Consider the following 12,690-nt stretch of genomic DNA (forward strand, 5'->3'; position numbering starts at 1 on the left):
TTATCGAATTATGTTCACTGTTCCGTTCAAATTATCCATTCCGGCAGTCTTGAAATCCAGAATGTAGTAGTAAGATCCCGTAGGCAGATCCTTTCCATCGTTCGTTCCGTCCCACGGATCGCGGTAGCCCGTGCTTTCATAAACCGAATTTCCCCAGCGGTTGTAAATGACGACATGGGCATCGGGGTATTTTTCAATTTCAGGAATATTCCACACATCGTTTGCCCCATCGCCATCGGGTGTTATGGTATTTGGCAATTCTTTAAATACGCGAATTAACACTGAGTCCGTAGCCTGGCAACCCATTACACTCGTGTAGGTTACATAGTATGGTGTGGTTTCGCCCGGCATCGCTACAGGTCGGTCGCAGTCTGTACAGCTAAGCCCCACGGGTGGCGACCAGTTGTAAGTTCCGCCTTCCGGCGATGGTGATGCAGAGAGGGTAGTAGAGCTTCCAAACATGATCAGCTTGTCGGCACTGGCGATTACACTTACTCCTATTTCTACAAAAATCGTTACTGTGTCGGTCTTTACATCACATCCCGTTTCAGGGTCAAGCGCGTAAACAAATTGGTTCGTTCCCGCGCCAAGTCCGCTTACAGCTGTCTGCGCGCTGTTAGGGCTGTCTATTATTCCGCTGCCTTCCACGAGAGTCCATTCCGCAGCTGCACCTTCGGGGTCATTTCCGGTAAGGGTAGTAAAAGTCTCGTCGCAGAGCGTTTCATCTGCGCCCGCATTTGCCGTTGGAGCATTTTCTAATACCATTATTTTAAACGAGCAGGTATCGGTATTTCCGTTTACATCTGCCGCTACAAAGGTCAGTGTGTTTTCCCCTTCCGGGAATGTGGCTCCTGCCGCCGGTCCGCCAATCTGCACAATTGCCGCAATCTCGCAATTATCAGTAGCAGTAGGCAAGTCAAATTCGGGAACTAAATCGCAGGTTTCAAAATCGGCAGGGCATATAATAACCGGCGCAATAGTGTCAAGAACCGTAAAGGTAAAGGTGCAAAGCGTGCTGTTTCCGGCATTGTCGGTGGCTGTAATCTCATAGGCGTAACTTCCCGGATTTAGCGAAGCACCATTTGATGGGCCTGCAGTTTGCGAAACGGTTACATTGCAATTGTCAGATGCCAGTGGATTCCCATAATCTGCTACAACTGTGCACGATCCCGGAGCCAGATACAAGGTAGAATCTGTTGGACAATTTGTAAATACAGGCGCAGTGGCATCAACTACCGTTACCGTATAGCTGCAAGTTGCCGTGTTGCCGGCATCGTCTTGGGTGGTAAATTCAAATGCGGTTTCGCCAAGCGCGAGTGTACTTCCGGTGGTTGGTCCACCGGTTTGAGATACAATCAATATGTCGGTACAATTATCAGTCGCTTCGGGAAGGGCAAAATTGTAAACCGCTCCGCAGATATCAGGTGCTGAATTTACAGCGACGTTTTCCGGACAGTCAAATACCGGCAATTCGGTGTCATTTACGGTAACGTTAAACGAACAGCTTGTTTGATTTCCTGATAAGTCGGTAACGGTATAAGTTACAACTGTTATGCCCACCGGAAACTCGCTACCCGGAGCTAAGCCGGCAGTAAGTGCAGTGGCAGCACCACCACAATTGTCATCTCCTTCGGGAGCGGTATAATCTACCACAGCTCCACAAATTCCGGGATCGTTGTCGATAATAATATCGACTGGGCAAGTTATGGTTGGCGGCACGGCTTCGATAATGCTAACCGTAAAGCTGCATGATGTTGTATTTCCGGCAGCGTCGGTGGCGGTAAAGGTCACAGTGTTAATGCCTGCCGGGAATGATTCGCCCGAAGCAAGTCCTGCTGTTAAGCTTAAATCGCTCAATGCACAATTATCAGTGGCAACCGGCACTCCGTAGGCAACTACGGCGGCACAGTCTCCATCGGGAATGTTTACAAGAATATCGGCCGGGCAGGTTACTTCTGGTGCTTCTTCATCAACCACTGTTACAGTAAAGCTGCAAGTCGCCGAATTGCCGGCCAGATCGGTAATTTCGTAAGTTATAGTGGTTTCCCCTTCCGGGAATACAGCTCCACTCGGTAAGCCGGCCGTTTGGGTAACTGTGGCAATATTACATGAGTCGTTCGTAGTGGGTGCGTCGTAGTTCACAAGGGCTTCACAAGTTCCGGCATCTGCTGGGGTTACAATATCGTCAGTACAGGTAATGGCAATAGGATCGGAAGGTTGAAGAATAATATTGAAGGTACACACAGCCGTATTTCCAAATTGGTCGGTTGCAGTAAATTCCACCGGGTTTGTCCCTGCCGGGAATACATCGCCGGAAGGCAAACCACCTGTTTGAGTAACTACTACATCGCTGCAATCGCTTGCTGTGGGCGTATCGAAAATAGCAATACCGGTACATGCAATACCGGGATCGGTCGGGAAAACCAGATCGCCAGGACAGTCTACAAAAACAGGATTTTCCGTTTCAGCAATCGTGATTTCGAATGAGCAAGACGCTGTATTTCCGGCTAGGTCTGTGCCTTCAAATTCTACGGTATATATTCCAGCATTTACCACATCGCCACTCGCAGGGCCGCTGATTAAGGTATATCCACCAACGGCACAATTATCGGTCATTACCGGATCGGCATAAGTCAACAATGTAGTACACTCGTCATTGGAAATGGTAAAGCTAATGTCGGCAGGGCAGGTTATTTCGGGTGCTTCTTCATCAACTATTGTAATGGTAAAGCTGCAAGTGGCTGTATTGCCGGCCAAATCGGTAATCTCATAAGCCACTGTAGTTTCCCCTTCCGGGAAAAGGCTACCGCTAGGCAGACCGGCAGTTTGGGTAGTGGTGGCAATATTACAAGAGTCGTTGGTTTCCGGGTCGTCGTATATTACCACGGCTTCGCAGGTTCCGGCATCGGCGGCGATTATAATATTTTCGGGACAGGTAATCGCAATGGGATCGGCCTGCTGAATGATAATGTTAAAAGTACAAACGGCGGTATTTCCAAATAGGTCGGTAGCAGTGAATTCTACGGGGTTTATTCCGCCCGGGAATACATCGCCGGAAGGCAAACCACCTGTTTGAGCAACAGTTACGTCGCTGCAATCGCTCGCCGTGGGGGTATCAAAAATCGCTATTCCCTCGCAAACACTTTCAGCATCGGACGAGAAAACCAGATCGCCGGGACAATCCACAAAAATAGGATCTTCGGTCTCTGCAATCGTAATATTAAAGGAGCAAGTAGCTGTATTACCGCTTCCATCAGTCGCTTCAAATTCTACGGTGTAAATCCCGGCGTCAACTACGTCGCCACTTTGGGGGCCGCTTATTACGGTAAATCCTGCCACGGAGCAGTTGTCAGTAATTACTGGGTCGGGGTAAGTGAGCAGGGTTGTACACGCATCACCGGGAATGGTAAAACTAATATCGGCAGGGCAGGTAATTTCAGGTGCTTCATCGTCGGTAACGATAATATTAAATGTACAGATTTGAACATTTCCGGCATCATCTGTGGCGGTGTATTCAATTGGAGTGCTGCCAAGAGTAAAAGTGCTTCCGCTGATAGGGCCGCCAGTTTGCACTATGTTATCTAAAAGACAATTATCTGAAACTGTGGGTGCAGAAAATAGAACTTCGGCATCGCAAGTGCCCGGAGCTGCCAGAACGATAATATCCAAACATTCAAAAACCGGAGCTTCAGTATCGAGCACGGTTACAGTAAAGCTACACGACGCTGCGTTGTCAGAATTATCTCGAACCTCGTAAGTAATTAGCGTTGCCCCCAGCGGAAAATTTGAACCTGATGCCAAACCTCCAATCAAATCAGTATTGGCGTCTAAGCAATTATCAGAAGATACTACAGCCGGATAGTTTACTACTGCGCCGCATTCGCCCGGGTCGTTGCTCACAACAATATCTGCAGGGCACGATATTACGGGTGGAACGGTTTCCTGTATAAAGATGGTAAACTGGCAAATGGCAGTATTTCCGGCAGCATCTGTTGCTGTAAATTTCTGCACATTGTATCCCGAAGGGAAAGTGGAGCCAGATGGAAGCCCCTGGGTTTGGGTAATGGTTATCGGCCCGCAATTGTCCGTAGCAGTAGGCATATCGTATGTAGCTATTTCAGAGCAACCGGTAGCGCCAATATTTATTGTAATATTTGGGGGACAGTTAATTACAGGTGGTGTATTGTCAACTACATTCACATTAAAACTGCACGAGGCTGTATTGCCATAAGCATCTGTAACTGTGTAAGATTCAATGGTTGTGCCAAGAGGAAAAGATCCTCCCGAACCAATGCCCGCAGTGAGCGCCGTATTTACCGAAGAGCACCCATCAGTACCAACCGGTGCGGTATAATTTACCACAGCATCGCATGAGGCAGATGCCGACACGGTAATATCGGCGGGGCAGGTAATAATAGGATCGGAAACATCAAGAACGGTGAGAATAACGCGGCAAAACGCCTGATTTCCCTCCAGATCGAAAGCTGTAAAATCGAGAAAATGCTCACCAACCGTAAAAGAAGATCCACTGGGCAAACCTGCAAATTGATAAATAGCAAAAATACCACAATTGTCGGTGGCAACCGGAAGAGCGAAAGTTACAACGACCGAGCAGGTGGTCGCGTTGGCATTTACTGAAAAATCGGCGGGACATTGAAAAACTGGATTTTCGGTGTCGTTTACAGTGATGTAAAATGCACATTGGTTTTGCGCACCCTCATCATTGGTTACCTCAAAGATTATTTCAGTGGTACCCACGTCAAAGAACGACCCGGAAGCCGGGCCCGCAATGCGAGTTGTTGTAATGTTTGTGCCGCTTCCTGTTCCTGTAGGTGGAGTATAGTTAACGATTGCACCACATTCAAGAGGGTCATTGTTTTGCACAATATCGGTAGGACATATTATAGATACCTGGGCGTGCAGAGTGCCGAAGTATAAGAAGAATCCGAAAAGGATAAGAATATGTTTGTGCAATAAAAAAGCAGGGGTAGATTTTTTCATTTGCATGCTGTTTAAGCTATAGGGTAAATCAAAGATAGTGTTTGAGCGCAGTGGCAATTACACGTGATTTCAAACTTATCAAGATTTTCTTTTTATAAATTTTAGTACTCAATACGTGAATACGCAGGAAAAGCTATTTAGATTCAGAATGGTTCAACTTTGCTCCACAATTCCTGCAATACTCGGCATCGTATCGGTGGCCTTCAACTCCGCAAGATGTGCAAAGCCGATTGGTATTAACGTTGGCAGCTTGTTTGCCGCTTACACCTTTGTAAATCTCGGCTCCTACAATTCCTGTGGGAATGGCGATTATGGAATATCCGAGAAGCATAATTACCGAAGCGATCATTTGGCCCAGCACGGTGGTGGGTGTTATATCGCCAAACCCAACTGTGGTAAGGGTTACAATGGCCCAGTAAATGCTTAGCGGAATGCTGTTAAATCCGCCTTTTCCACCTTCTACAAGGTACATTATACTGCCGAGGATAAAAACGAGTATGAGCAGAAAGAAGAAGAATACTGTAATTTTATGTCGGCTGGTAACTAGTGCTTTTCCAAGCACCTGTGCTTCTGAAACAAAGCGCATAAGCTTCAATATTCTGAACACCCGTAGCAACCGCAATGCGCGTATAATGGCGAGACCCTGTGAGCCTACAAAGATGAAACTCAAATAAGTCGGCAAAATAGAAAGCAGATCGATTATTCCCAGCCAGCTAAAAATATATTGGGCCGGTTTTTTTACCACCCATATTCTGGCGATGTATTCTATTGTGAAAAATATAGTTACTACCCATTCTATTATTCGCAATACAGCTCCGTAAGTAGCTTGTATATAGCTAACACTTTCGAGCATTACAGCCAAAACACTCACACCGATAAGTACGAGGAGGATAATGTCAAAAAGCTTTCCGATGTAGGTGCTGGTGCCAAAAATTATAATAAAAAGCCGTCGGCGCACGGGGCTATGCTCCAACCGATTCTCTTCATCACGGTATTCGTCTTCCGTAAAGGCCATTTATAGGATTCTGGTATTTTTTAAAAAAGCGAAGCTAAGGTATTTCTTTAAGAGATACGTAGATTTAAGCCGTTTGTATTTGAGTTGCTTTTAGAGGTTTTGTGATTTTTGGATTCATTACCGCAAACCAGAGTGGCGGAATAAGGCTAAGAAGCATCATGCCGGGATAGCCGGTAGGCATTTGCGGGCTGTGGTCGTGGTGTTCCAATATTTGATATTTCTTTTGAGGTTGGAAGTGGTGGTCGCTGTGCCGCGAAAGTTCAAAAAGCATGAGCCTGCCAATTGCGTGGTTGCTATTCCACGAGTGGGTTGGTTGCACCTTCTCGTATCTGAAATCGGTTATTTTTGAGCGCATCAATCCGTAGTGTTCTATATAATTCACTGTTTCGAGCATCAAGAAGCCTATAATCGCTGCACCTGTGTACCAGATCAGAATTTCCAATCCAAAAGTGAAACCGATAAGCAACCAGAAAGCTATTTGAATAAGCTGAAACCTTAGCATTTCATTTTTCAGTGTAAAGGCTTTTTGGTTTTGTCGGATAAGTCTTTGGTTTTCGATTTTCCAGGCAGAGATATAGCCCAAAACCACCGAGCGAATCCAAAATTGGTAAACTAATTCATTCCGTCGCGATGATGCGGGATCATCGGGTGTGCTCACATTTTTGTGATGGCCGCGGTTGTGCTCTATAAAAAAGTGCATGTAGGCACTTGGCAGTAAAAGTATTTTGGCGAGATTTTGCTCAAATGTTTTGGTTCGGTGTCCGAGTTCGTGTGCAACATTTATTCCCAGCCCGCCAAGAATGACACCAAGCGAGAGTGTGAGACCCATTTTTTCGTAAAACTCAAGCGGCATTTGCTGCAACGCAAATAGATAAAATACAATGCAGGCATATATTGCCGGAGCAACAAGGTAAAGCAGAACGTCATACTTCCGGTCTTCACGACGCATTTCATTCTCTGCGGTTTCCAGGTTTTGTGCATTTGGTTTGATCAGCAATTCCAATCCGGGAATAAAGCCAAAGGCAAAAATAACAGGTGCAAAAGTCACCCAATCTCCAAAGTTCAATCCGCAAAAGAATAGAACCGGCAGAATAAATGGCATCGCGTATTTTAGGTACTTCATGTTGGTGGAATTGAGTTGGAATAAAATTACGAAAAATTTTGTTTGGTAAAAATTACTTTCATAGATTTGATTTTCAAATGAAAATGAACAACACATATACTTATTACTATTCTGATTATTTCGGGCTGGGATAAGTATATCACTTAATAAGTTACACTACCCGGTTCGTTTGACCCGGGTTTTTTATTTTAAAAAAATGATGATTCAGACCTATTCGGCTTACACCGATGAAGATTTTGCAGTTTGGAAATTGCTATACAGCCGCCAGATGGAGATTTTGCCAAAGCTCGCAGCAAAGGAATACCTCGACGCGCTGGAGCGGGTTAATTTTACCGCCGACCGCATTCCACATTTTAACGAAGTGAATAAACTTCTGGGCGAAACTACAGGCTGGAAGATTGATGTGGTGCCACATATTATCCCTGTCGAAGAGTTTTTTCCAAAACTGGAGCGTAAGACTTTCGGAGCTACCACCTGGTTGCGAAAAATGAGTGAGCTCGATTACCTCGAAGAGCCCGATATGTTTCACGATGTTTTTGGCCATGTGCCGTTATTGAGTAATACAACCTTCTGCGCCTTCTTTCACGGACTCTCAAAAATTGCGATGAAGCATCTCGATAATCCCGAGATACTAGAAAAACTGGGCAGAATGTACTGGTTTACCATCGAGTTTGGCCTTATTCGCGAAAGCGGAGACCTTAAAATTTACGGCGCCGGAATTATGTCGTCGCACGGCGAAACGAAATATAGTGTGAGTAACGAACCGACCCACTTGCCTTTTGATGTAAAAACGATTCTGAACAAGACGTATAACAATATGATTATTCAGGATACTTATTTTGTGATTGATAGCTTTGAGCAGCTTTTTGATTCTTTGGGAGAGATTGAGCGGCAGGTGGATACAAGTGATTAGTGTTTGGTTTTTGGTTTTTAGATTGGGCGAAAGGAGCCAGGAGCTTTTTTGTGATTCCTTTCCTTCTTCTCCACAAGCGGGTCGTGTTTAGCGAAGTCGAAATACATGAATAATTTTTACAATTCAAGGAATATTGCGAAAAGCATTTTTTAATTCTATTTACAAAAAAAAATTCTTACCAATTAACAAAGCCGCCACACGTAGCGCTTAACGTCTCTTAGATTTTCTATTTCGGAGTTTTATTGCTTAATAAACTTAGCAGCATTGCTCATCCCATTTATTGAGATAAGATAAACTCCTGCATTTAAATTCGATACATTAATCGGGCTGTTGTTTTGCATTTTCCCGGTCATTACTTCTTTACCGGTAATGTCCATAATACGGTACCCGGAATTGGCATCCGTTTCGCCTTTAACCAGTAGATTACTTTCAGTAACTGTTGGATACACGCTAAATTCTGGAGCATTTGCTTCAAAAATTCCTACCGGACTTGATGGAGCAAAGCGATAAACACGCCCAGATTCTGGTATTCCATCTAGTCCTATTTGCAATTCTCCATCTGGGAAGGTCGTAAATTCAAATAGTGTGGGATTCGTAGGGTCGCCGATTATTGTAGCCCCATATTCTACCCATATTGTGTAAAGGCTTACATTTATACCCAGAAGCATTGTCGGGCCTTGATTTCCAAAAAATGCCACATCAGGATTGGGCAAATTAGAATTGCCATAGTGAATTTCCATTATTCCGCCATTTTCATAAAACCAGAGTTGAAAATTCATTCTGTTCTCTGCAGCAGGTTCGGAGCTTGTTACTTCGTCATAAAACGCTACGTTTTGATATTGAATTTTAGCAATACGATCTCCGGCAGTTCCTACTGTTTTAAAAGATATTTCTGATGATGCAAGACCCTCAAGATAATCTCCATCTACTAGATCTTCTTGAAGCCCGAAAATATGTAGAGTATCTTCAACTTCAATATCGCCAAAAGCCATATAAGCCCCTTCACCAAACTGGGTTACGGAAGGGTAAATTTCACCTCCTATTTCGAAATCAAAGCCAAATGAAAAAATAAACAAGGGGTCGTTCCACGTGTCATCATCCACATCATTATAGGTGACGATAGCAGGGTTGGTTAATTCGGCATAATCTGAAGTATAAGTAGTTAGCGTATAAGAAGGTTGTGCAAATGAGGCCATGCTGGCTGTAATTGCGATTAAAAGTAGAGCATTTTTCATTTTTTTTAGTGTTAATTTGTTTAATAAAATATTTAAAAGGAAAGTCTGAATTAGTTAAAATTTTATTCCCAGTTGGATATCTCCGAAAAGATTAAAATCTATATTATTATTGTATGGATTCGATCCGTTTTGATAACCCATCTCAACATCGAAGTAGAAATGGTCGCTAAATGTGCGTTGAATACCTGTGGAAATAGTGTACCCGGATCCTCCTGATCTGAAAGAATCATTATAGAATTCATAATTTCTATTATACCCATAAGATATATAGTTAGCCGAAAGCCCATCTCCACATTTTCCTTTGCGGATTCTGTTTTTTAAATTGTAATAATAGCGCGCTTGCAGGCGTGCCGTAAATTGACTAGATCTGCCATTTCTTGAATACGGATTTTCTTTACTACTTGTCCGAGAATAATATTCTAGCCCGAAGTCGGCACCAATTGAAACAGGCAGATCAAAAAGTTTTTGCTCAATAGCAATTTTTGGCCTTATCCTTATTTCATCATAGCGTTCAGTTGTAGCTTTATATACCGAAAACAGGTCGGTGGTGTTTATTTTAAGTAGGAGGGTTTCTTTTTTATAACACTTCACTACCGGACAAAGTCTATCTCTATCTAGTGCCTTTTCATTACCGAAGACAAGACCCAATCCAACTAGAGCTGTGGATTGAATAAAAATGGCATCCCGCGAATAAGTGTTATCGGTAAATCTATTAAGCTTTCTGTATGTGCTATACCCAGCATTTATACCGAAGTCAATAAGTCCATTCCCTAGAAATCGACGTTGAATGCCCCATCGCCCGTAATAATACTGCTCATTTTGTTCATTTGGAATAGTAGGATTATCGTAACCCAAGGCAAAGTAATTTCCTGACATATTTCTTACACCCTTCTTTTTACTACTATAATAAAGACGTAGTTCTGCATTTAAAGTAAAATAAGAAGGAGAAGATATTTGACTGCTGCGCAATTCCAGTTGTCCCATCAATGTGAAATAAGGAAGGAGTTCTACTTCCGCACCCACACCTACAGCAGGTGCCCGAAGCATAAATTTGGTTTCTTCGTGCATCATAAATGCGTATTCCAGAGGAGTGAGGTACTCAATTATGGAATCTGTTTTTGCAGCAGTTCCGGTTGTGTCTCGCTGGGCAGATAAACCTGTAGGCGCGACAAGAATTACGGACACGAGAATTGTAAATATCAATAGGTATGTATTTAATTTCCTCATTGCACAATGTAATTTAGGGTTCCGGTATTCAATTGAATTACAGCGTTGGCGGTGTTGCCGGCAGCCTTATAGTGATACTTTTGGCTCCCGTCCGTGTCGGTTACTGATTCCAATTGTTTGGATGAAAGATTTTTTACTTCCGAATTTTGAGTTTTTATTTCATAGTTCATTAATGTTTTTGAAGCGATGTCAAGAAAGATTTCACTTCTATCTGCGTTTACCGCAAATCTCAAGGCTTTACTTATTTTCAAAATCCGCAATTCAGCGTAGGTCGCATCTATTTCGGCAGAGCCGGTGAGGTTTTCAATGGTAATATTCGTTCGGTTGGATGTTAAATCAATGATTCCTGAAATGTTTTTGAGGTTGATCTCTCCGTATTTTAATTTCATCTCGGCTATCCCGGAAAAATTTGTGAGATTGAGGTTTGTAAATTCGAGCTTGAACTTCATATCGCTTGAAATATCCTCTACAGTTATATTTCCAAAATAATTCCAGATTTCAATCGAGCCTTTTACATTTATGGGAATTTGAATTTTATAAGTGGTCTTTAGTTTTGATTCGGGACGCTTATCGGATCCTGATAATTCAACATAATTGCGCAGTGAAATGGTTTTTCCGGATTGATCTGCGATTAATTTCAATTTCTTCAAATCTGTTTCTGCCTGCTCTTTATTGCTGTGGCGGGATGCGCGTACAATTTCGCATTTTAGCTCAGTGCCGCCGTAAGTGCTCAATTCAATAGTTGCCTGCTCGCCGTTTATAAACAAGCGTGATTTATCTGTCCACGAGTAGCTTTCTTTCTGGGTAGTGCTCACCACCTGTATGGCTTGTTGCGCTTCCGCGAATGGAATCCCAATGGGCATAAGCAGGATGACTAAAACGATATGGATACGACTAATTTTCATAGTAATTTCCGGGTCATTTCATTTACTATTTTGCTGTGTTCAATCTCAAGGTGAACGAGCATGCGCTCAAGTTTTCCATTGTCAGCATAGGGGTTTATCTGTGCTTCTATCTCTGCGCGATCTTTTTCGAGTTGTATTAATTCTTCTTCCAGATTTTTAAATTCGGGCGTTTCGCAGACTGTTTTTGAGCGCAGGCACAATTGCTCAATCAGCTCGTTGCCTGCAATGCCGTCCCAACCGTTGCGATCTGTATCGGCAGCTGCCGGTTCGCGAGCATCTTCCCACTCTACATGGTATTCCAGTTTCGGTTTATCGTTTATTATAATTTTTAAAATCACTGCCGATCCCAATGCGAGAATAAGTACCGCAGCCCATTTCAGAATTAAATATCTTCTTCCTTCTGTTTTTTCCGGCTGCTCAATCTGCGCTTCCAGTTTTGTCCATAGTTCATCATCAGGCTCATGCTTCGGCAAATTGCTCCGCATTTCTGCAGCAGCTAATTTGTGATCAATTTCATTCCAAACATTTTCTGATGGATTATGCTGCGGTAAAAATATCTTCAGTTTTTTAGAATTGTTTTTTGACTTCTCACCGCTTTCTGAATTTAGCTGTGCATCAATTTTATCCCATACAGAATCATCCGGTGAATGCTTCGGCAAATGGTCTTTGATATGTCGCTTCTCATTTCCGGTCATCACATTTCGGTTTTGAGTTTGTTTTGCAACATCCGTTTCGCTTTATGCAACTGACTTTTCGATGTGTTTTCTGAAATGGCGAGCATATCAGCAATTTCCCGGTGCTTAAAACCCTCTATTTCGAACAAAGTGAAAATGCTACGGTATCCGTCGGGAAGTCCGAGAATTGCTTTTTCAAGATATTCTGATTCTACAGAAAGATAATTGCTTTCATCTGCCACTTCAGGCACAATTTCCAAATCGGTAAACTGCATTTTACTTTTTACGCGATCTAAAGCTGTCCGCGCCATAATCGTATGAATCCAAGTACCTGCCTTACTGTCACCCCGAAAACTTTCAATGCTTCGAAAAACCTTCAGAAAACCTTCTTGGAGCACATCTTCTGCGTCTTCAAAATTTCCTGTTATACGATAAGCCAGTGAGTACATCTGCGATTTATATTGGTCGTACAGCGCTTTCTGTGCAATGCGTTCCCCATTGCGACAGCCATCTAATATTTCAGATTCGGTCGTGTACAATTCTTTTTGTTCTATTAGCTTAGAGGGGTCAATTTAGGGAATGGTTGCCTGGGAGAGG

General features: G+C 43.2%; 9 protein-coding genes. 1 reads left to right on the forward strand and 8 read right to left on the reverse strand.

Going from position 1 to position 12,690, the window contains the following annotated elements; translation table 11 throughout:
* The 3 genes from G3O08_RS06570 to G3O08_RS06580 all read right to left on the reverse strand — a co-directional run bounded on the left by G3O08_RS06570 (position 1) and on the right by G3O08_RS06580 (position 7,139).
* Positions 1 to 5,001 (reverse strand): HYR domain-containing protein, encoded by a 5,001-nt coding sequence (locus tag G3O08_RS06570; RefSeq protein ID WP_163284098.1) that lies wholly within the window; start codon positions 4,999 to 5,001, stop codon positions 1 to 3.
* Positions 5,002 to 5,134: 133 nt separating this feature from the next.
* Positions 5,135 to 6,016 (reverse strand): ion transporter, encoded by an 882-nt coding sequence (locus tag G3O08_RS06575; protein WP_163284100.1) that lies wholly within the window; start codon positions 6,014 to 6,016, stop codon positions 5,135 to 5,137.
* A 64-nt stretch (positions 6,017 to 6,080) separates the two neighbouring features.
* Positions 6,081 to 7,139 (reverse strand): alkane 1-monooxygenase, encoded by a 1,059-nt coding sequence (locus G3O08_RS06580; RefSeq protein WP_163284102.1) that lies wholly within the window; start codon positions 7,137 to 7,139, stop codon positions 6,081 to 6,083.
* A gap of 196 nt (positions 7,140 to 7,335) precedes the next feature.
* Here G3O08_RS06580 and G3O08_RS06585 point away from each other — a divergent pair, with 196 nt between their 5' ends.
* Positions 7,336 to 8,052, forward strand: a complete 717-nt coding sequence (locus G3O08_RS06585) for a phenylalanine 4-monooxygenase (RefSeq protein WP_163284104.1) — start codon at positions 7,336 to 7,338, stop codon at positions 8,050 to 8,052.
* 239 nt (positions 8,053 to 8,291) lie between these two features.
* Here G3O08_RS06585 and G3O08_RS06590 read toward each other — a convergent pair whose 3' ends face one another.
* Genes G3O08_RS06590 through G3O08_RS06610 form a run of 5 tightly spaced genes read right to left on the reverse strand, consistent with a single transcriptional unit; the run spans position 8,292 to position 12,632 of the window.
* Complete coding sequence (locus G3O08_RS06590; protein WP_163284106.1) at positions 8,292 to 9,287, reverse strand: T9SS type A sorting domain-containing protein; 996 nt, start codon at positions 9,285 to 9,287, stop codon at positions 8,292 to 8,294.
* Positions 9,288 to 9,341: 54 nt separating this feature from the next.
* Positions 9,342 to 10,514: a hypothetical protein gene (locus G3O08_RS06595; RefSeq protein ID WP_163284108.1), complete on the reverse strand. Its 1,173-nt coding sequence runs from the start codon at positions 10,512 to 10,514 to the stop codon at positions 9,342 to 9,344.
* Positions 10,511 to 11,419, reverse strand: coding sequence for a DUF4097 family beta strand repeat-containing protein (locus G3O08_RS06600; protein ID WP_163284110.1), 909 nt, complete (start codon positions 11,417 to 11,419; stop codon positions 10,511 to 10,513). The genes G3O08_RS06595 and G3O08_RS06600 overlap by 4 nt, the downstream gene beginning before the upstream one ends.
* Positions 11,416 to 12,114: a hypothetical protein gene (locus G3O08_RS06605; protein ID WP_163284112.1), complete on the reverse strand. Its 699-nt coding sequence runs from the start codon at positions 12,112 to 12,114 to the stop codon at positions 11,416 to 11,418. The genes G3O08_RS06600 and G3O08_RS06605 overlap by 4 nt, the downstream gene beginning before the upstream one ends.
* The gene (locus tag G3O08_RS06610) at positions 12,114 to 12,632 is read right to left on the reverse strand and encodes an RNA polymerase sigma factor (protein WP_204336797.1); all 519 of its coding nucleotides are present in this window, start codon (positions 12,630 to 12,632) and stop codon (positions 12,114 to 12,116) included. The genes G3O08_RS06605 and G3O08_RS06610 overlap by 1 nt, the downstream gene beginning before the upstream one ends.
* Between the last annotated feature and the right edge of the window lie 58 nt (positions 12,633 to 12,690).

The sequence above is a fragment of the Cryomorpha ignava genome, from assembly GCF_010686655.1.
Lineage (GTDB): Bacteria > Bacteroidota > Bacteroidia > Flavobacteriales_D > Cryomorphaceae > Cryomorpha > Cryomorpha ignava.